This is a genomic window from Streptomyces sp. SAS_270 (genome assembly GCF_052543295.1).
In genome coordinates this window covers 96,377-116,293 of sequence record NZ_JBMNDS010000006.1, presented here as the reverse complement: position 1 = coordinate 116,293, position 19,917 = coordinate 96,377, and the positions used below count along the sequence as shown (strand labels likewise).

The window sequence follows — 19,917 nt, the reverse complement described above, 5'->3', positions numbered from 1 at the left end:
TCCGTACCTGCCGACCGCCACAATGAGAACACGGCCGGTTCGGCCCAGGTACTGCGAATGGCACCAGAGAGGAGCGAGTCCCATGGACCGCACGATGCAGCTCGGGGAAAGCCGCCCGCCGGGCGAGATCAGGGGATTCTCCGTTCCGGCGGGCATCACCGGTCTGCGGCACGCACTCACCCTGTGCTGGATGTCCATCGCCGCGTTCGGCCGCTCCCTGGCGGTCTCCGGGGCGATCACCCTGGTGGGTCCGGGCCTCGGAATGGTGCCGCGCGCCATGGAAGGCGTACGCAATCTCGCCGCGCGTCAGCGTGAGCTCGCCCTGCGCTGGTGCGGCGTGGAGATCCCGGGCCCGGTCGGCCCGCTGCCGCCGGTGCCCGCGGGCGCCTCGGGTGCCGTCGCCCGCTACCGCTGGATCATGAGCGACCCGCAGACGCGGCGCGAGTACGTCTGGGTCCTCACCGACCCGATCGCCGGCGCCTTCCTGGCGTTCCTCCCGCTCGCCCTGATCCTCAGCGGCGTCTGGGGCGTCTTCCTCGCGTTCTTCGGAGTCCCGCTCTCCGCGGAGTGGGACGGCCTGTGGTACCAGTTCATCCCGATCGAGGGCACCACGACCGCGGTCCTCGCCGGCGCCCTCGGCGTCCTGCAACTGCCGCTCGCCCTGTGGGCCGCACCCCGCGCCGTCCGCAAGCACGCCCTCTACACCCGCGCGATGCTCGCTCCCAGCGAGAGCGAGATCATGGCCAGCCGCATCCAGCACCTCGCCACCACCCGTTCCGACGCCGTGGACACGCAGATGGCCGAGATCCGCCGCATCGAACGCGACCTGCACGACGGCGCCCAGGCCCGGCTGGTCGCGATGGGCATGACCCTCGACGCCGCCGAGAACCTCCTGGAGTCCAACCCCGAGGCCGTACGCGCCCTGCTGATCGAGGCCCGCCAGTCCTCCTCCAAGGCGCTGGAGGAACTGCGCAACCTGGTCCGCGGCATCCACCCGCCGGTCCTCGCCGACCGCGGACTCGCCGACGCGGTACGGGCGTTGGCCCTGGTCTGCCCCGTCGCGACCGAGGTCACGGTCGAGGTGCCCGGCCGCCCCGAGATGCCGGTCGAGTCGGCCGCGTACTTCGCCATCTCGGAGATTCTCACCAATGTCGCCAAGCACGCGGGGGCCGACCGGGCCTGGATCGACATCCGTTACGATCACGCCATGCTGTGCATCACCGTCACCGACGACGGCCACGGCGGCGCCGACGCCTCGCGCGGCACCGGCCTGCGCGGCATCGAGCGGCGGCTGGCCACCTTCGACGGTGTCCTGGCGGTGAACAGCCCCGTCAACGGTCCGACGATGGTGACGATGGAGCTTCCGTGCGTATTGTCCTCGCCGAAGACCACTTCCTCCTGAGGGACGGTCTGATCCGCCTCCTGGAGGCCTACGGCCACGAGGTCGTGGCCGCCGTGGACAACGGAACGGAACTGCTGGCAGCCCTCACCCGTGAACAGCCGGACGTCGCCGTCGTGGACGTCCGGCTCCCGCCGAACTTCACCGACGAGGGCCTACGAGCGGTCCTCGCCGCCCGCGAGCAGATCCCCGACCTCCCGGTCCTGCTCCTGTCCCAGTACGTCGAGCCGCTCTACGCCCGCGAGCTGCTCGGCAGCGGCGGCCGCGGAGTCGGCTACATGCTCAAGGACCGGGTCACCAACGGCACCCAGTTCCTCGACTCCATCCGGCGCGTGGCCGAGGGCGGCACCGCCCTGGACCCCGAGGTCATCACCCAGCTCCTGCAGCGCAAGGAACGCGACGAGCGGGTCGGCAGCCTCTCCGAACGCGAACGCGAAGTCCTCGAATGGGTGGCCCAGGGCCGCTCCAACGCAGGCATCGCCCAAGGCCTGTTCATCTCCGAGAAGGCCGTCGCCAAGCACATCGGCAGCATCTTCACCAAGCTGGGCCTCCTCCAGGGCGACGGCGACAACCGACGGGTGCTCGCGGTACTGGCGTATCTGGAGCAGTAGGCTCAGCGCCAAATACAGCAGCAGATGCGGGTGAGCCCCGGACCATGATCCTCGGTCCGGGGCTTTCGCGCGTGCCGGGTCAGGAAGGCTTGGTCGCCGTGACCGCGGTGGCGCTCACCGTGTTGTCGCACTCGGCGAACACGCCGTCGTCCAGGGCGACCTGGTGGGCGCCGGAGCCGGGCAGGCCGATCACCAGGGTGGGGTACGACGAGGGGTCCGCGCCGGACTCGCAGTAGCCGTCCGCCTCGCCCTGGACCTGGACGAAGGTCAGCTTCACCCAGGCCTTGCCGCCCGGGGCGACCCGGACGGGCGTCGCCGATCCGGTGGGCGTCACCGTCAACGGGGTGTTGTGGTCCGGGGATCCGTTGCCGGCCCCCGCCACCGTCGGGTGCCCGTTGAGGACGCACTCCGCGCCGGAGGTGTTCGTGAACTCGATGATCGCCGCGCCGGTTCCCGTCCCGTCCGGGCGGTCGGCGGCCTGGTAGGCGGTGAGGTCCAGGCTGGAGTCCGCACACGTCGCTCCGGAGGAGGAACCCGTGGACGGCGCGGTCGTCGGCGTCGAGGACGGCCCGTGCGTCGCGGGATCCGTGCCACCGGAACTCGGCGAAGCCGAACTCGTCGATCCGGAACTCGGCGTACCGGAGCCCGTGGAGCCGGAACTCGGGGAACCCGAGGGCGACTTCGAGACGCTCGGCGCGCTCGAGGACGACTCGTCCGTCCCCGATCCGTCGTCATCGGGCTGGCATCCGGTCATCACCAGGGCGGCCGACGCCGCGACCATCGCCATCATCACGCTTCTGCGCATGCCGTTCCTGTACTGCATGATCTCCCCCGACTGTGGCTCGCACCGGACACCGACCCTCGCCGACACCCACTGCTGCAGACAGGATCGGCGGCCGACGGGTTCTCGCCAACGCTCACCTGTGACGCAGCGGTGACGAGATATGGGCCGGACGGTCATCGTCCGGGTCCGCGTTCCCGTTCCCCGGCCGTCGGACCGGCCGTCGACTCAGCTGCCCGCCCGCACGAAGACGGGCTTGAGGTACTTCTCCGGCAGCGCGGTCGGCAGGTCCTCCCAGTCGATGACGTGGGAGACCACCTTCTCGGGGGCGACCTCGCCGGTGGCGGCGAGTGCGAGGGCGTCGGGGATGTGGGCGCGTACGTTGTCGCGGGCGACGCGCAGGGTGACGCCGGTGAGGTACATGTCGAGCAGGGGCAGCTCGCCGGGCCGGAAGTGGTTGCCCGCGCTCTCGCAGATCCCTTCCGGCGCCAGGGCTTTGACGGTCAGGGCGAGCTGGTCGACGCGGCCGGTGGCCTCCACCGCGATGTCGAAGCCCGGCGGGACCCCTTCCAGGGATACGGCGGTGGCGGCGCCGTACCCCTGAGCGAGCTCGCGGTGCTCGGCTGCGGGGTCGACGTAGAGCACCTCACCGGCGCCGAGCGCGCGGGCGATGTCGCACACGTACAGGCCGATGCTGCCACGGGCGACGACCAGCACCCGCGCGCCGGGGCGGGCTTTGAGATGCGGGGCGATCAGCCGCCAGGCCAGGGACCAGTTGTCGCTGGCCGAGGCCATGGCGACGGGGTCGAGAGCGGGCGGCAGGGGTACGAGCATGGCGTCGGCGTAGGGCACGCGGACCAGGTCGGAGAAGAGTCCGCCCCAACTGCCGCCGATCGGGGCGCCGTACATCGCCATGTAGGGCACGGCGGTGCAGTGCGCGGTCAGCCCGGCCCGGCAGCGGTCACAGGTACCGCAGTTGATGGACCAGGGGACCACGACGAGGTCGCCGGGGCCGACGGCGGTGACGGTGTCGCCGGTCTCCACCACGCGGGCGACGCACTCGTGGCCGAGGGCGAACGGCGGCTCGACGAAGCCGTGCCCGGCGAGGATGGCGGAGTCGACGTCGCAGGGGGTGGCGGCCACCGGCGCGACGATCGCCTCCCGCCCGGACCGGAGCCTCGGGTCGGGTGCCTCGCGCCACTCGACGGTGCGCTTGGCGACGTAGGTCAGTTCACGCATCGGCGCGCTGCCCCTTCGCCAGTGCCACCAGGTCGGCGTGGCGCAGAACCGAGCCGCCCGCTCCCCAGGTGCCGTCGGGCTGCTCGTGCACCAGCACCCACACCCGCAGGGCCTCGTCCGCGGCGAGACCGGCCGCGGACAGCACGGTCTGCGTCACCTCCTCGACCAGGCCCGCCTTGCGACGCTCGGACAGGGCGCCCTGCGGGACCGTGACCTCCACCAGGAAGCGAGGGGCGTCGTCCTCGGTGGTGGTCTGCGCGCCTGCCGGCAGTTCGAGGAGGTAACTCCACGCCTGGGCGCGGAAGAACGGCGTGTCGGGTGCGCCCTCCCAGCGCAGCAGCACCGCGGCGAGGTCACGCTGAACGCTCCGGCGGCCTTGTTCGCTCAGGGCACCGGCGGGGACTGTGAGCCGGATCGACGGCATGGCACACCTCTCTCTTCGGTTCTATGACAGTCGTTATAGGCAGTGTCACGCTAGAGTATGACGGTCGTTATATCCAGTGGTGTGTGGTGTCAGAAGGGATCACGTACGTGACCAAGCCCAGCCCGACGGCGCGTGAGCGGATCGTGGCCGGGGCGGCCGACATGATCAGCCGGCGCGGCCTGAACGCCACGAGCATTCGCGAGACGGCCAAGCACGCCAGGGCGCCGCTCGGCTCGACGTACCACTACTTCCCCGAGGGCAAGCAGCAGTTGGCGACGGAGGCCGTCCGCTACACGGGCGAGTGGGTCGCCCGCAGCCTGCGCAGGGAGCTGGAGGCAGGGCCGGTCGCCGGACTGCAGGCCTTCCTCGGCCTGTGGCGCAAGATCGTCGTCGACAGTGACTTCCGGGCTGGCTGCCCGGTGCTCGCCGTCTCCATCGAGGAACCGCCCGACGACGAGCCGCCCGCTGCCCTGGTGGCCGCCGCCGAGGTCTTCACCACCTGGGAGGGCCTGCTCGCCGCCTCGCTGCGCGAGCGCGGCGCCGAGCGTGAGCAGGCGGCGCAGCTCGCGACGCTCATCGTCGCGGCCGTCGAGGGAACCGTGGCCATGTGCCGCGCCAGACGCAGCACGCAGCCCCTCGACCATGCGGCGGAGCAACTGCGGGGGCTCATCCTGGCCACGATCAGGGACTGAGGGCGCGCGTCGCGCGCTCGGCGTTCCTCCTGGGCGTCAGGCACCCAGCGCGGCGCGCACGGCCTCGACCCTCTCCTTGGTGAACACCCCGCTCTCCAGCAGCGGCAGAATCGACAGCACGCCCCCGGACGAGCCCCAGCTGCCCTCCTCGATCACGCGGAAGTTGACCCACCACGTCGGCGACGGCTCCTCCAGCCCGCAGGCCTCCGCCAGTGCGGCGAGCACGCGCTCGATGACCTCGGCCCGTACGTCCGACTGCCAGGCGGCGTCCATGACCGCGATGTCGATCACCATCACGTCGAGGTCCGGCCCGGCGTCCGCCAGCAGCCGTCCGCCGATGGCCATCATGTCCCGCTCGCGCTCGACGAAGTGCACCTGGAACCCGACCCGGGCGGCCGGAGCGGACTGCCCCACCTCGGGCAGCAGTACCGCGTCCGTCAGCGTCTCGGCCAGCTCGCGGCGCTGCTCCAGGCCCAGGCGGCCCTTCGGTGCATTCACGGTGATGATCGTCACGACATCCTCCTATGACAGTCGTTATAGAGGCAGTAGCCTACAGCCCTCTATAACGACTGTCATAGGCGAAGACTCCGAAGACTTCGGAGGCCAGAGGCCCCAGAGGGTTCAGTCGGAGATCACGGCGGTGCGGTGAAGCCACTCGCTGCCGTGCGCCGCCTGATGCATGAAGGCGGCGACATCCGCGCGGCTGATCGTCGGGTTGCCCTTCATCGGCAGCCGGTCGTCCGCCCGGTAGGTGCCGGCTTCCGGGCCGTGGGTCAGCCTGGTCGGGTAGACGAGGGTCCAGTCCAGTGCGCTGGAGCGGATGCGCTCGTCGGCGATCTCCTTGTTCGCGTAGACCGAGCGCAGCAGCGTGCGGTAGATCAGCTTCTGCGGGACGCTCGACCACTGGTAGGTGTGGCCGACGCCGAACGACGACAGCCACACCAGGCGCGAGACGCCCACCTCCTCGGCCGCGGCGATCACGGCCGTGGAGGAACGGGTGAAGAAGTCGTCGGCGGTCAACGAGTTCCCGCGGCCGAGTGCGGCGACGACGGCGTCCTGCCCGGTCATGGCGCCGGAGACGTCGTGCCGTGAGGTGGCGTCCCCGGTCACCACGGTGACCCGATCCGCCAGGTCGCCCAGCGCGGCCGGGTTGCGGACGAAGACGGTGACCGAGTCACCGGCCCGCAGGGCCAGGTCGACGACGTGACGGCCGGTCGGGCCGGTCGCACCGAGGATCAGCAGCTTCATGGCATGGGTGTCCTTCGTGTGTGGGGGCGACAGGGCGTGGTGCGGAGGAACGCACCAGGGGGAGGCCTCGGAGGCAGGCTCCTCGGAGCAGCCGGACGTCACGCGAGGTCGGCGAGGTCTTCCTCGGTGAGGGTGATCGCGGCGGCGGCCATGTTCTCCTCCAGGTGGGAGACGGACCCTGTTCCCGGGATGGCGAGGGTCACCGGGGAGGAGGCCAGCAGCCATGCCAGGCCGATCTGGGGGACGGTGACGCCGTGCCGGGCCGCCACCTTGGCCGGCCGCGCGTCCTCGAACTCCCCGCCGCCGCCCACCGGGAAGAAGGGCACGAAGGCGATGCCGGACTCCTCGCAGGCGGCCAGGATGTCCGCGTCGCCGCGCCGGGCGGCGTGGAACTGGTTCTGCACGGCCGTGACGGGGGCGATGGCGCGCGCCTCCGCGAGATGGGCGGCGTCGATGTTGCTGACGCCGAGGTGGCGGATCAGACCCTCCTCGCGCAGGGCGGCGAGCGCCTCGAAGCGTTCGGCGAGGGATTCGCCGTGCGGGGGCTCCATGAGCCCGATGCGCAGGTACACGAGGTCGAGCCGGTCCAGCCCCAGGCTTTCGAGGTTGGCCTCGACCTGGCCGCGCAGGTCGGCCGCGGTGCCGTGGGAGATGCCGTCCGGACCGAGGACCGGGCCCACCTTGGTGGCGATGGTCAGGCCTGCCGGGTACGGGTGCAGGGCCTCGCGAATCAGGGTATTGGCGCGCACCGTACCGCCCGCGCTGAAATAGAACTCGGCGGTGTCTATGTGGTCGACGCCCAGGGCCACGGCGCGGCGCAGCACGGCACGGCCGTTCTCGGGGTTGCGGGCGGGACCGCCCATGCCGTCCTTGGAAGGCAGGCGCATCGCGCCGAAGCCGAGCCGGTTGACGTCGAGGTCGCCGCCGAGGCGGAATCTGTTGCTCATGCGCCCAGGCTGCCCGGCCCGGAATCGGTTCACGAGCCCGTGGCATTTTGCTGCCAGAGGCACAATGGGCTCATGCCACAGGTCATGGTGCTCAACAGTGATCTTGAACTCTGGGCACGGATCAGGCCCCTGACGGAGCCGGACGACGCGGAATGGGTCAACATCGCCCGCGACCTCGACATCTGGCCCGGCGCCCGCGAGGCCGCGCGCCGGGAGATACGTCGTGGTGGCACCGTACGGCCGGCCCGCAAGCTGTACAGCCCCGCCGTGCTCGCCGACGAGCGCGACCGGGAGGCGCTGCGCGAGATGGCCGCCCACGGCATGCAGGTGCGGATCGCCGCGACCCCGCTGACCCAGGGCACCGTCTTCATCGACCGGCGGACCATGATCCTCACCAGCCCCGTGCCCGCCGCCATGGCCGCCCACGGCCGGCGCACGTACACCATGAGCGCCACGCCGGCCCTCGTCGACGGCGCCTACGCGCTGTTCGAGGCCGCCTGGCAGAGCGCCACCGACCTCGCTGACTTCCTGAGTTCGGAACGCCCCCGCATCGACGCCGAAACCGGCAGAGTCCTGCGCGCCCTGGGCTCCGGCGTCACCGACGAGGCGGCCGCACGAGACCTCGGCATGTCACTGCGCACCTACCGCCGCCGGGTCGCCGAGCTCCTCGTCGCCCTCAACGCGGGCTCCCGTTTCCAGGCCGGGGTGCGCGCGGGCGAACTGGGCCTGACCCGGAGCTGATCACCATTCCGGGTCCCGTAAGTCCCTGAAACCCACCCGCACGGCTCCGTTAGCATGTTCGAACTCACGACGAAGGCGTCCTTCGAACGTCCTTCGTCGAAAAACCATGCTTTCCAGCGCGATCAGTGACCAAACTCGACCAATATCTAGCAAACCGGCCAAATAATTGATACCTCGAATATTGCGGCTTTTTTCGCGAACCAATCGCAGACCTGCGTTCCCCGCGTGGCGCCGGCCGCGGGTGCTGCTGTGGGGCGCGGCGGGTGCCGTGACCCTCGCGTTCCTCATCGCGCTGGAGATCGCGGCGCATCACTACGGCATCCCGGGGCCGATGGCCAGCCAGGTGCGCGAAGTGATATTCCCGCCCAAATCAGGCTTTCTGCTGTACGCCAGCATGGCGTTGATGATGGTGACGTTCACCCGGCGGCAACGGCTCATCGCGACCGGCACCGCGATCGGCATCGACGTGGTCATCGTGCTGGTGCGATGGGCGGCCGGTATCAAGGTGACCGAAGGCCACCCCTTCGGCAACGGTGCTCTGTGGGTGATATTGGGCAGTGCGGTCTTCGCTGTCACGCGTCGCGCGGGCCAGGAACGTCTGCTGATGCTGAAGGGCGTCGGGCTGGCTCTGCTGCTGGTGGCCGGCCGCAAGACCGGTGACACCTGGCTGCTGATCACGGCGAAGAGCCGCCCGGCGGTGCTCGACCAGTACATGGCAGCCGCCGACCACGCGCTGGGCGATCCGTCCTGGCTGGTGGGCCGGATCGTCATGGCCTCCGGCACGGTCGGCGTCCATACCCTCAACCTCGTCTACGGTCAGCTCGCCGTCGCCGCGGTCGTCGTCGCGCTGTACCAGCTGCGCAATGTGGCGGTCGAGCGCCGCTTCCCGAGCCACCATCTGGTGCGCACCTTCCTGGTGATCGGCCTTCTCGGGCCCGCCATCTACATGATTTTCCCGGTGGTCGGACCGCTCTACGCCTTCGGCAACGGCAACGAATACTGGGCATGGGCCCGCCTGTTGCCGGAAACGCCGCCCACCGCGCACTGGGCCGTGGCCAACCTCTGGCCGGACATCATGCCGCCGATCAGCGCCCCCCACCCGATGCCGTTCGACCAGATCACCCCACGCAACTGCATGCCCAGCCTGCACACGGCGTGGGCCACCACGATCTTCATTCATTCCCGCAAGGGCCCACGAGTTCTGCGATTCGCGGGCACTTTCTGGCTGGTCGCCACCCTCACCGCAACACTGGGATTTGGCTACCACTACGGCGCGGACCTCGTCGCCGGCGTGGTGTTCGCGGTCACGATCGAGGCCGCCCTGCGCGCGCACGACCGCGGCTGGGACCGATCAGGAATCCAACTGGTCACCTACGGCACAACGGTCTTCGCCGCACTCCTGCTCTCGTACCGCTATCTGCCGACGGAGATGGCCGCACACCCGTGGCTGTCCGGGCCCCTCCTCATTCTGGCGGTGGGCTCCGTGGTCTACGGCTACGTACGGACCACCACTCAGTGGCAGCCGAAGCCGGCGCCGGCACTTCAACCGGAACCGCAACCCGAAGTGGTGTGAATCCGCGGCACGGCGTTCACCTGTGGAGCCACCGCTGTCCGCCGAGAGGGGCGTTGCAACCCTGGAACCATCCCAGCCGTATTGACGTGCAGGGGTACGGGGAGTGCCTGGGACGCCGTCCCGTATCGGGACACGGCTGCGAGGCCGATGGATGGATGCGAGTACGGACCGCATGGATGCAATCCACGATGACGTAGCGGAGTTCGCGTTGCTGCTGACGCGGCTGAAGGCGCGCACGGACCGCAGCTACGCCGCGCTGGCACACCGTCTGGGCATGAACGCCTCCACGCTGCACCGCTACTGCGCCGGAGAGTCGGTTCCCCTGGACTTCACCAGGATCGAGCGGTTCGCCGCCCTGTGCGGAGCATCGCCCGGGGAACGCGTGGAGTTGCACCGCCGGTGGATCCTGGCAGTCGCGGAACGGCAACGACCACGCCCGTCGGATGACCGGCGGGCACCCGCGCCTGACGACACCACGAGCAGCGCCGCATCGGCCGCGCCCACGAGCATCGCCACAGCGGCCGCATCCACGAGCACCGCGGCATCGGCCGTATCGGCCGCGTCCACGAGCCACGGCAGCCCGGCGGGCGAGGACCCGGAGCCGGTTTCGCCGGCCGGCCGGCGGCCCCGCGCCGGGCGCCTTCGACGAAGGTCCGTGCGATCGATGGCACTGGCGGCAGCGCTCGCCGTCGCGCTCGCCGGCCTCGCCACATCCGCTGCCGGACCCCGCTCCGGCGGCGGTGAGCCGTCGGCGTCCGCCCGCACCGCACCGAAACCCTCGGCGTCCGCCGCGCACAGCGGCGGCATCCCCTCTGCCGGACCCTCCCGTGGCGGTGAGCCGTCGGCCTCCACCCGCACCGCACCCGAACCCTCGGCATCGGCCACGCGCAGCAGCGGCAGCCCGCAGGAGAGCCGAGCCGGCGCCGACACCGTCCCACCGTCGGTCCCGCTCACCTGGACGGCCAACTCCCATCTCTGGCAACTCGAATGCGACCATGACTACGTCATCGACAAGCCACCGCGGGAGGTCCCGCCACCGCCGACCCCGGCGGACGCCGAGGCGTGGGCCACGTCCCAGCAGGCGGTGCACGGGCGCACCACCAACCTGCGGATCTCGGTACAGGGACGCGGCTCCGCCGCCGTCGTCCTGGAGGCGCTGCATGTGCGCGTGGTCAGCCGCATCACCCCCGCCGTCCGCCGGGGCATCGCCTACTCCATGTACGAAGGCTGCGGCGCCGTCCTCATCCCCCGCTACTTCTCCGTGAACCTCGACGCGCACCGGCCCCTGGCCCGGTCGATGCCCGGCAACGACCCCGGCAGACCGATCACCGCGGTCGACTTCCCCTACCAGGTGTCCCTGCGGGAGCCGGAGGTCCTGATGCTCTCCGCGCGCACCGACTCCTGCACCTGCGACTGGTACCTCGACCTCGACTGGTCCTCACAGGGCCGGAGCGGCACGGTGCGCATCGACGACCACGGCCGCCCGTTCCGCACCACCGGCATCAAGGGGCTACCGCACTACTGGTACCGCAACCCCCGTGGCTGGATCCCCATGACCACCACCTACGACAAGGCGGAGACGGAGAGCGGCGACTGACGAAGCGTCAGGCCGCCCGGACCGAGCGGTCCTTCACTTCGACATGATGAAGTCCAGGGCGAAACCGGGAGCGGTCGTCCAGTAGGTGACACGCTGGAAGTCGTTCGCGTACAACGTCTCGACGGGCATGGGGACATCGATCGGCTTGCCCGCGCTGCTGCCGGGCTTGCGACCCTGGAGGCTGAGGGTGATGCTCTTCGCCTCGTACTCGTCCATGGGGCCGTTGACGAGCAGAGCGGCATACGCCTCCTCGCCCGGAGCGAGGGTGACGGGCACCCCGGGGTTCGGGTCGCTCTCCTTGATCACGGGGGCCGTGGTCCGGCCGGCACCGAGCCGCACGAGCGGGTAGCGGTACAGGTTGCACTTCTTGTCGCCGGCGTTCTGGACGATGAGAAGGAGGTGCCTGGCGTCCTTGCTGTCCGCGGGCTCCTTCACGGAGGACACCCCGAGGACCTCCTGGGAGCAGGCGGCGACGGTGGCCTTGGCGCCACTGGCGCCCAAGCGGTGCGTCGCCGCGTGCTCGGCCTTCCCACTGACCGTCCGCGGCCCGGTGGCGGATGCCTGTGCCGACACACCGAACCCAAGAGCCAGGACGAGACCCGCGGACACGGCCACACGGCGGCTCACAAGGGACTTCATGTTCATCTGCGTGTTCCTTTTCTGATCGGTACGAGGTCGCACGCGCCCTCGGCCCCACCCTGCGGATCAAGGCGTGTGCCGGGCGGTCGGCCGCTTCAGCCGGTGCGACAGCGACAGCATCGGACGCCTCGTGAGCCTGGGACAACAGCCGCCGCTCCTCCTGCAACGATGGAACATCCCACCCCCGATGACCTGCACAAACGGGGAAGCCTGGGATGCCGAAGTGGGATGGGGAACCCCCTCGGGCCGGCGACCGGATCCGATGCGGTGTGCGGGCCCGGCCGGGTACCTCCGACCCGCGCGGCACGGGTGCGGGGCAGGCTGTCCGCGACCGGCCGACCCGGCGGGCACCTCCAAGGACTGTGCAAAGTCTTGACCATCACGCCCGCCTGCCCCTACGGTCTCGCCGACCACCCGAACTGCGTTCGAAATACCGAATTCCCAGGTCGAGTTGAGAGGAGTGCGTCGCCTCGCCTCCCGAAGCCGAAGGCCGAGCCGCCCATGCCCGCGCCACGCCGCATACGGCGTCGCAGACGCCAACGGATGCCCATGCCCGCACTCGTCGGCCGCTCCGGGCCGACCGGTTGACCTCGTCCGACTGTCGTCTGCTCTCACGGTCCCGCCGTGGGACGGTGCCGCCCGGCACCGCCGAAGCGTCGGCGCAGCCGCACGCCACGCTCCCCGAACCCGGGCCAACCCGTAACACCTGACCACCCGGTCGGCCTCCTCGCCCACCGGTAGGAGCCGGTGCGGGCATGGTCGAACCGATTCGACAATCCTGGAAGGACGCCACCATGCCATCCGCTGACAGAACCGGGCGACGCAGAGCCCCGGCCGCCGTGGCCCTGGCCGTCGGCGCGGGCCTGCTGGCCGCGCCGGTCACCCCCGCGCACGCGGCCGACGCCCCCCAGCCCACCGCCCGTTACACCTTCGACCAGGACGACCTCGCCTCCGGGAAGATCACGGACAGTTCCGGCAACGGCCTGACGGCGAGCCTGGTGAACGGTTCCACCGCCCAGTCGGTCGCCGGCGCGGACGGAGGCAAGGCGCTCGCCCTGCCCGGCGGGGCGCCCACCTCCGACGGCGCGTACGTCCGCCTGCCCCGCGAAGTGCTCGGCGACGCAAGCGACTTGACGGTCTCCGCCCGCGTGAAGTGGAGCGGCGACAAGTCCTCCTGGCAGCGGCTCTTCGATCTGGGCACCGACACCTCCAAGTACCTCTTCGCCACCCCGTACAGCGGCAACGGGCTGCTGCAGACCTCCGTGACCACCGGCGGAGGGGGCGCGGAGACACAGGTGCTCGGCTACGCGCCGCTCCCCGCCGACCAGTGGCGGACCGTCACCGTCACTCTCGACACCTCAGCCGGCCGGCTCACCACCTACCTCGACGGCGTCGCGGTCTCCTCCTCCGCCACCGGTATCAAGGCCAAGGACGTGCTGGACAGTTCGGCCACGGCCGCCGGTTACATCGGCAAGTCCTTCTGGCCGGATCCGCTGCTCAAGGGCGCGGTCGACGACTTCACCGTGTGGCACTCGGCGCTCAGCCCCGAGCAGGTGGCCGGCACGGTCGACGCCGCACCCACCCTCCAGGAGCTCTCGAAGACGTCCTTCGAGGCCCGCACGACGACCGGGACCGCCCCGTCCCTCCCCGCCGCCGTCCGCTCCACCTTCTCCGACGGCTACGACCGCGACACCCCGATCGTCTGGGACGCCGTACCGTCCGACAAGTACGCCCGGCCCGGCACGTTCACCGTCGCGGGAACGGCGGCCGGACGAGCGGTGAAGGCGACCGTCACCGTGGTCCGCGAGGGCCGGCTGGACGTCGACCTCGGCTCCGACACCGGCAGGTTCCACGGCGGCGCCTCCGGCACCCTCTACGGCGTGTACGGACCGGACGTCCCGACCAACAACCTCATCGAGGGCATGGGCCTGCGCACGGTCTCCACCAAGGCGCAGGACGGCCCGCAGCACCCCGGTGCCGATGCGCTGGACGTGGTCAAGCCGCTGGCCGACTCCACCAACGGTGACGTCTACATCTACATGACCGACATCCACCGCGGCTTCCCGTACGAGTGGCCGGGCGGCACCCCCGAGGAGAAGCTCAAGCTCTACCGGGAGAAGGTCGCCAAGCAGGTCGACCAGGTCCTGCAACTGCCGAAGGAGTACCAGGACAACATCGTCTTCGTGCCGTTCAACGAGCCCGAGGGCAACATGTTCGGCACCGGCGAGTGGAGCTACAACAAGGTCAGCTGGCTGGGCGACCCGGACGACTACTTCGCCGCCTGGGACGACTTCTACAAGCTCATCAAGAGCAAGATGCCGAACGCCCGCATAGCCGGCCCCAACACCAGCGTTCTCTACGACCAGGTGAAGGGCTTCCTCACACACGCCCTGGCCGCCGGCACCCTCCCGGACGTCATCACCTGGCACGAGCTGAGCCATCCGGAGGCGGTGCGCACGAGCGTCGCCAAGTACCGGGTGTGGGAGAAGGACCTGTTCAAGGGCACCAACCGCGAGGGCACCCAACTCCCCGTCAACATCAATGAGTACGCCTTCAACTACCACACCTCGGTCCCCGGCCAGATGGTCCAGTGGGTGTCCGCGATCGAGGAGTCCAAGGTGGACGCCGACATCGCGTACTGGAACATCGACGGCAACCTCTCCGACTCCGCGGTGCAGTCCAACCGCGGCAACGGCCAGTGGTGGCTGCTGCACTCGTACGCCTCGATGAGCGGGCACACGGTCGACGTGACCCCGCCGTTCCCGGGCGAGAACTACACCATGCAGGGCGTCGCCACGCTCGACGAGAAGAAGAAGCAGTCCCGGCTGATCTTCGGCGGCTCCACCGGCAAGGGCCACATCACCTTCGACAACGTCCCGAAGAAGCTCTTCGGGGACCGCGTGCACGCCTGGGTGCGGGAGATCGAGTGGAGCGGCCAGGTGGGCGACTCCGCCGGCCCGAAGCTGCTCTCGGAGCAGAACCTGAAGGTCGGTGACGACGGCAAGGTCGTCGTCGACTTCGGCGACGGCGCGCTGCCGAAGCTGAAGGAGTCCTCGGCGTACGAGATCGTCCTCAGCCCGGCCGGCAAGGCGAAGGCCACGCAGTCCTCGCCGGTGCGCTGGCAGGGTTCCTACGAGGCGGAGGACGCCGCCCACACGGGGTCCGGCTACTCGAAGAACGGCCCGGAGGGCTCGCCCCGCGACGTGTCGAAGTTCTACACCTCCGGCGGCTACGACGTGGGTGGCCTGCGCACCGGTTCGGACGTCACGCTCGACTTCGCCGTGGACGTGCCCGAGGACGGTACGTACGACCTGAGCACCTTCGCCAACTCCCTCAACACCTTCGACAAGGTGAAGGAACAGGGCCCGACCAACGTCTTCCTGCGCGTGGACGGCAAGGCGGACAGCGAGCAGGAGATGCACCTGCCGCTGGGCTACAAGTGGGTGGTGTGGGACCACACCGACACCAAGGTCGAGCTCACCAAGGGCAAGCACACCCTGACGCTGGCCGCGAAGAGCGCCGACGGCAGACGCGCCACCAAGGGCGACGCCATCGTCGACCGCCTGACCCTCTCCCTCCCCGAGGCTTCGGCCGACACCCAGATCTACGAGGGTGAACTGGCCTGGCTGGGCGGCGGGGCGCAGCCCGTCTACAAGCTTCCGAAGCAGGCGGGGGCCCCCGCCACGGGCTCGGGCGCGGTCCAGCTCAAGAAGGGCCAGAGCGCCACGTTCTGGGTCTACTCGCCCGCCGACCGCGAGGCCACCCTCAAGGTCGACACCCTCGGCGACGCGAACGCCCGGCTCTCCGTCAACGGGCACGACGTCCTGCACCTGGCCAAGGGCAGGAAGAGCGTGGCGGTCTCCCTCTCGGGCGGCGTCAACAAGGTGTCGCTGACCGGGAGTTCGTCCTCCACCCTCGTCGACCGCCTGACGGTCCGGCTCACCAAGAACGCGCTGCCGACGCGTACGTACGAGGCGGGTGACGCCAAGCTCGCGGGCTCGGCCACGCTGACCCCGCTCTCCCTGGCCACCGAGGGCACGGCGATCACCGGCATCGGCGGCGACCCCGGCAACGGCAACACCGCGACGTTCACCGTCCGCGCCGACCGGGCCGGCCTGTACGCGATGCGCATCCGCTACTCCAACCCGGAGCAGTCCGAGGCCACCCACTACAACCCGGACCCGCTCGCCCGCCACGCCGACATCAGCGTCAACGCCGGCAGGACACAGCGCGTGGGCTTCCCGCACAGCTTCCACCAGAACAACTTCTGGGAGCTGACCGTCCCGGTCCACCTGAAGAAGGGACAGAACACGATCGCCTTCCGCTCCGAGGAACTCCCGAACTTCGACGGCACCACCTACGCCTCGGACACCTTCCCCGGCGTCCTGCTCCGCTCCGCCTACGCGCCGCTGATCGACCGCATCACCGTCACGCGGTACTCGCAGGAGGTGCGCTGAGACGATGACCACCAACGGCGCCTGAAACGCGCCCGGAGGGCGAACAGCCGCTGCATCACGCCGCCTGCCTGCCCGCCGTCCACCCTCCGATGCCACAGACATGTGCCCGGGCCCGCCAAGTGCGGCGGACCCGGGCACCTGCCGTCCACCACCGCCCGGGCGACCCCGGCACTTCCCGCGCGGCGCAGCTCACGACTCTCCGCGCACACGGCACGCGCGCAGCAACGTCAAGGGGCCCTCCCGTCCACCGGACGAAAGGACCCCTGACCATGTGTTCCTCTGTGCCCCCGGCAGGATTCGAATCTGCGACACCCGCTTTGAATGAGTTCGATCCGTCCCGGGTCCGATAGAGCCTGTCTATGTGTACAGGGGCCACGGGAAGCAGCCGACAACTGCTGCTGTTCGGCGCCGTTGATGTCAGCATTGGATGTCAGCGGAACAGCTCTGGTACCGGGCAGACCTCCAGCGGCTCATCCGGCCGATCGGCCCAGTTCCACCAGACGTGCCGCCCGGTGCATCTCCACAACGCCCGGCAGACGCGCTGGTTGTCGTCCTCCCGGGAGGAGAGTACGAAGCCACCGGACTTCATGGGCTGACTGCACGTGGGGCAGGCCGGGGCGTCGCTGGTCATGTGGCGCACCTTATTGGAGAGCGACCGCGGCTCCGTGCTGAGATCGGTACGCCGTCGGAGGCCTGAACCTCAGCTCACGCAAGTCAGTAACGACGGTGGGTCAGTCGACCGACCAGGCGCGCGTGTGCCGCACGTTCCCAGCCTTGCCAGCGAAGCCAACGCGCAAGGTGCGGACGGACGTTGAGGTCTGGACTGTGTCCAAAGGCGGTCAGCTTGCGGCAAGATTGCACAGCACTGACAAGGTCGAAGTCGGGTTACCCGCGACCTTCCAGGGAAAGATCTCGAGTGCATCGCAGTGAGTCGGAGAGGGCTACTCATGAGCGGTACATCACGGTCGCGTCACGACAGGACAGAGCCGGGGCCGCCGTCCGAGCGCGGCTCCGATCGCTTCAGCGACGATCCCCCTGATCCCCTTGCCTCGCTGCTAGCCAAGGTCAACAACGGGGAACACATATCGACTCCTGGAGACAACGCAGGCGGCGAAGACCGCGACCCCCATGACGAGGAATGGCGGGAACACGATCGCCATGGCCCATACGCGCAGGGGCGTCGCCGGAGGAACTAAGCCAGAGGGCCGGACCGCTGATGAGGTCCGGCCCTCTGAACTGGCGGCGGATACGAGATTGGAACTCGTGAGGGGGTGCCCCCAACACGCATTCCACGTGGCGTTGTCGTACATCGGAGCGGGCTCGACGACGTCCGTATCCCCTGCTCACCTTGTGAGTGCCGAGCTGGACGGGAAGGAGCTCACGCTGAAGACGTCAGACGCAACGACCTACTGTCCAAGACTCACTACGTTCTCCGCTGCGAGAGATCTCCGGTTCGTAGAGTCCTTGGCTCGTGGTGCGCGGCTGACCCAGAACTGACGGCCAGTAACTACGTCTCGACTCACACCCGACACCGCTCTAGGACCGAGGTTGGGCCATCACGGGCGTGACCAGCGGATTACCTACCTCGGGCGGACGTCAGCGCACTGGCTTCGGCGAACCTCAAGTCCCCGTGAGTTCCCGTCCGTTCTGGCACGAGAGTGGCACGGCGGAGGGCTTCCGTGGTCGGCTGCTCAACTCAGTTGACCGGAGGAGCAGCGGTTGCCCTACTGCGATGTCGGACCGGGGAGGACCTGTGGCAGAACTGCCGGAGAGCGTAGATCGCGACATTCTGGAGGGGCGCACCATCCTCGCGGTGAAGAAGATTCGTGAGGCACAAGGATGCTCGCTCCACCAAGCGGTTGATCTTTACCATCAGCGCTACGGAGAGCTTCATCCTGAGCCGGTCTCAGTCCAGGAAGCTCCCCGGCCCCGCGTGCTGCGGTTCGAGCGGGACGGCACTTTGGTTGTGCTTGAGGGACTGAAAGACGGTCAAGAGCCGAAGAAATGAGGTGGCGCTTCCCTGCCCTCGCACGGCCCGGAGAGGGCCCGAGACTCCCGCTGGGGAATGATCTCCCTGGAGGGGTGCGAGTGGACATGCTTGAGCTGATGGAGTGGCTGGCCGAGCGGGGGGTCACGACCGTGTTCAAGGTGGACGGTGATCGCATGACCGAGCACGGGAAGGCGTGGATGGTCATCGTCAGTGGTGGGCCGCTCGGCGAGGACTCGTTCTTCCGTGCGGACCTGGGTACGGCCGACGCGTGCCTTTACTCGTTGCCCGCTCACCTCGAGAGCAAAGGCTTGTCGCCGTTCGCGTGACCGCGTCGTCCTAGTGGTCGACGCAGCCACTCGATGCGAACTACGGGCGGGGAGATCGCTGAGGTCTCCCGACCTGATCACGGGAGTGGCAACGTTTCGTGCCGATCGCCTGCGGTTGCCACGGTTGCTGTACTTCTCTGCTGTACCGCAGATCAAGTGCCGATGATCCGCACGATCGGCTCCCGAGACACGACCTCGATCGCTCCCCAGTCGCCTTCGAGTTGGTAGATGGCCCCGAGCTGTCGCAGCACATCGATCCCGCCCCAGTCCTGCTCGCCGCTGACATCCACTGCCGGCCTGATGCTGCTCTGGCGGGTCCAGGTAAGTTCCTGAACCGCGGGAAACTCGATCACGGCCTTACGGAAGCAGGCCACTTCACCTTCGAGTGGGTCCCGGTATGACGGATGGGCCCACCCGATCATGAGATCCAGCGTGATGTTCAGTCGGCCTGGTGTGGCCCGAATCTCCAGGACGAAGCTGTCCTCCAGGCTCGTGCCGTCGAAGCCAGGGAAGCTCGTGTAGTGGATTGGTTCTGCCATGAGTTCCTTCCGGACAGGGGCAACGAGGGCGGCGGAGTCTCCATGACTGACACAAGCCATCGGGGCGCCGTCCATAGGTCGAGGACGGCGCCCCCGGTTGGGCACGGGATTTGAACCTGTGACCTCATCCTCATCAGGTCGGTCACGGGGAGTGACACCTTCGGGTCCCGCCGTCCCCAGGGCAGTCTGCTGCGGCGGAGCAACTTCCGGGACGACTGGATCAACGCGCGGACCAAGGCGGGCATCACGGAAGACGTGCATTCCACGATCTTCGGCACACCGGGAACACCCTCGCCGCGTCCGGCGCGAGCCTGCGTGAGCTGATGACCAGGATGGGGCACAGCACGCCCCGCGCCGCGCTGATCTATCAGCACATGGTCAGCGGCCGTGACCGTGAGATCGCCGATCGGCTCGGCTCGATGATCCGGAAGGAGCGTGGGGATGTGGCACCGTAGTGGCATTTCTGGCACGTGTGTGGCACGGCCGTAATCACGGCAAAGGGCCAGTCCGAGGCGATCATGCCCCTGAACTGGCCCTTAGTCGTGTGCCCCCGGCAGGATTCGAACCTGCGACACCCGCTTTAGGAGTTCGATCAGCGCTCGGTCCGGCCGCGGCTTCCTGCGCCGGCGTAGTCCACGTCGGTGCATGCAAGTGCGTTGGTGTCCGGCGCCGTTGATGTCACCTGTGGATGTCAGCCTGGGCTAGCGCTTCTTG

The 19,917-nt window shown here is 69.2% G+C and carries 18 protein-coding genes and 1 pseudogene; 10 read left to right on the top strand and 9 right to left on the bottom strand.

The window, feature by feature from the left end; all coding sequences use genetic code 11:
• Positions 1-82: 82 nt before the first annotated feature.
• Together ACN6LB_RS06460 and ACN6LB_RS06455 are read left to right on the top strand one after the other, a co-directional pair.
• Positions 83-1,402 (top strand): sensor histidine kinase, encoded by a 1,320-nt coding sequence (locus ACN6LB_RS06460; protein WP_445024929.1) that lies wholly within the window; start codon positions 83-85, stop codon positions 1,400-1,402.
• Complete coding sequence (locus tag ACN6LB_RS06455; protein WP_356133355.1) at positions 1,366-2,010, top strand: response regulator transcription factor; 645 nt, start codon at positions 1,366-1,368, stop codon at positions 2,008-2,010. The genes ACN6LB_RS06460 and ACN6LB_RS06455 overlap by 37 nt, the downstream gene beginning before the upstream one ends.
• Positions 2,011-2,089: 79 nt before the next feature.
• On the opposite strand, the gene ACN6LB_RS06450 is transcribed toward ACN6LB_RS06455, so the two are convergent.
• From ACN6LB_RS06450 to ACN6LB_RS06440, 3 genes are all read right to left on the bottom strand, one after another.
• Positions 2,090-2,833, bottom strand: coding sequence for a DUF4232 domain-containing protein (locus ACN6LB_RS06450; RefSeq protein WP_445024928.1), 744 nt, complete (start codon positions 2,831-2,833; stop codon positions 2,090-2,092).
• A gap of 186 nt (positions 2,834-3,019) precedes the next feature.
• The gene (locus tag ACN6LB_RS06445; protein ID WP_445024927.1) at positions 3,020-4,030 is read right to left on the bottom strand and encodes a zinc-dependent alcohol dehydrogenase; all 1,011 of its coding nucleotides are present in this window, start codon (positions 4,028-4,030) and stop codon (positions 3,020-3,022) included.
• Positions 4,023-4,454, bottom strand: a complete 432-nt coding sequence (locus ACN6LB_RS06440; protein WP_445024926.1) for a tautomerase family protein — start codon at positions 4,452-4,454, stop codon at positions 4,023-4,025. The genes ACN6LB_RS06445 and ACN6LB_RS06440 overlap by 8 nt, the downstream gene beginning before the upstream one ends.
• A 107-nt stretch (positions 4,455-4,561) precedes the next feature.
• Here ACN6LB_RS06440 and ACN6LB_RS06435 point away from each other — a divergent pair, with 107 nt between their 5' ends.
• Complete coding sequence (locus tag ACN6LB_RS06435) at positions 4,562-5,146, top strand: TetR/AcrR family transcriptional regulator (protein WP_445024925.1); 585 nt, start codon at positions 4,562-4,564, stop codon at positions 5,144-5,146.
• Positions 5,147-5,182: 36 nt separating this feature from the next.
• Here the strand turns inward: ACN6LB_RS06435 and ACN6LB_RS06430 are convergent, their stop codons facing one another.
• The 3 genes from ACN6LB_RS06430 to ACN6LB_RS06420 form a co-directional block, all read right to left on the bottom strand.
• Complete coding sequence (locus ACN6LB_RS06430; RefSeq protein WP_445024924.1) at positions 5,183-5,659, bottom strand: tautomerase family protein; 477 nt, start codon at positions 5,657-5,659, stop codon at positions 5,183-5,185.
• A 108-nt stretch (positions 5,660-5,767) separates the two neighbouring features.
• Positions 5,768-6,394, bottom strand: coding sequence for an NAD(P)-dependent oxidoreductase (locus ACN6LB_RS06425; RefSeq protein ID WP_445024923.1), 627 nt, complete (start codon positions 6,392-6,394; stop codon positions 5,768-5,770).
• A gap of 98 nt (positions 6,395-6,492) precedes the next feature.
• Complete coding sequence (locus ACN6LB_RS06420) at positions 6,493-7,341, bottom strand: aldo/keto reductase (protein WP_445024922.1); 849 nt, start codon at positions 7,339-7,341, stop codon at positions 6,493-6,495.
• Positions 7,342-7,413: 72 nt separating this feature from the next.
• On the opposite strand from ACN6LB_RS06420, the gene ACN6LB_RS06415 reads away from it, so the two are divergent.
• The 3 genes from ACN6LB_RS06415 to ACN6LB_RS06405 all read left to right on the top strand — a co-directional run bounded on the left by ACN6LB_RS06415 (position 7,414) and on the right by ACN6LB_RS06405 (position 11,252).
• Positions 7,414-8,082, top strand: coding sequence for a DNA-binding response regulator (locus tag ACN6LB_RS06415; RefSeq protein WP_356133341.1), 669 nt, complete (start codon positions 7,414-7,416; stop codon positions 8,080-8,082).
• Positions 8,083-8,326: 244 nt separating this feature from the next.
• A complete protein-coding gene (locus tag ACN6LB_RS06410; RefSeq protein WP_356133377.1) occupies positions 8,327-9,655 on the top strand; it encodes a phosphatase PAP2 family protein in 1,329 nt (442 codons plus the stop codon).
• 172 nt (positions 9,656-9,827) lie between these two features.
• A complete protein-coding gene (locus ACN6LB_RS06405) occupies positions 9,828-11,252 on the top strand; it encodes a helix-turn-helix domain-containing protein (RefSeq protein ID WP_445024921.1) in 1,425 nt (474 codons plus the stop codon).
• Between the two features lie 33 nt (positions 11,253-11,285).
• Here ACN6LB_RS06405 and ACN6LB_RS06400 read toward each other — a convergent pair whose 3' ends face one another.
• Entirely contained in the window at positions 11,286-11,897 is a 612-nt protein-coding gene (locus ACN6LB_RS06400; RefSeq protein WP_445024920.1) for a DUF4232 domain-containing protein, read from the bottom strand.
• A 788-nt stretch (positions 11,898-12,685) separates the two neighbouring features.
• Here ACN6LB_RS06400 and ACN6LB_RS06395 point away from each other — a divergent pair.
• Entirely contained in the window at positions 12,686-16,348 is a 3,663-nt protein-coding gene (locus tag ACN6LB_RS06395; protein WP_445024919.1) for a LamG-like jellyroll fold domain-containing protein, read from the top strand.
• A 430-nt stretch (positions 16,349-16,778) separates the two neighbouring features.
• Here the strand turns inward: ACN6LB_RS06395 and ACN6LB_RS06390 are convergent, their stop codons facing one another.
• Positions 16,779-16,979 (bottom strand): dehydrogenase, encoded by a 201-nt coding sequence (locus ACN6LB_RS06390; RefSeq protein ID WP_445024918.1) that lies wholly within the window; start codon positions 16,977-16,979, stop codon positions 16,779-16,781.
• A gap of 1,122 nt (positions 16,980-18,101) precedes the next feature.
• Between ACN6LB_RS06390 and ACN6LB_RS06385 the strand changes: the two genes are divergently transcribed.
• Both ACN6LB_RS06385 and ACN6LB_RS06380 read left to right on the top strand, forming a co-directional pair.
• Entirely contained in the window at positions 18,102-18,356 is a 255-nt protein-coding gene (locus ACN6LB_RS06385; protein WP_445024917.1) for a hypothetical protein, read from the top strand.
• Between the two features lie 86 nt (positions 18,357-18,442).
• Entirely contained in the window at positions 18,443-18,664 is a 222-nt protein-coding gene (locus ACN6LB_RS06380) for a hypothetical protein (protein WP_445024916.1), read from the top strand.
• A 152-nt stretch (positions 18,665-18,816) separates the two neighbouring features.
• Here the strand turns inward: ACN6LB_RS06380 and ACN6LB_RS06375 are convergent, their stop codons facing one another.
• Positions 18,817-19,203 carry a hypothetical protein gene (locus tag ACN6LB_RS06375; protein WP_445024915.1) on the bottom strand — a complete coding sequence of 129 codons (387 nt, stop codon included), beginning with the start codon at positions 19,201-19,203 and terminating at the stop codon, positions 18,817-18,819.
• 174 nt (positions 19,204-19,377) lie between these two features.
• Between ACN6LB_RS06375 and ACN6LB_RS06370 the strand changes: the two are divergent.
• Positions 19,378-19,658 (top strand): annotated as a pseudogene (locus ACN6LB_RS06370) (tyrosine-type recombinase/integrase); the annotation flags it as partial.
• Positions 19,659-19,917: the final 259 nt, after the last annotated feature.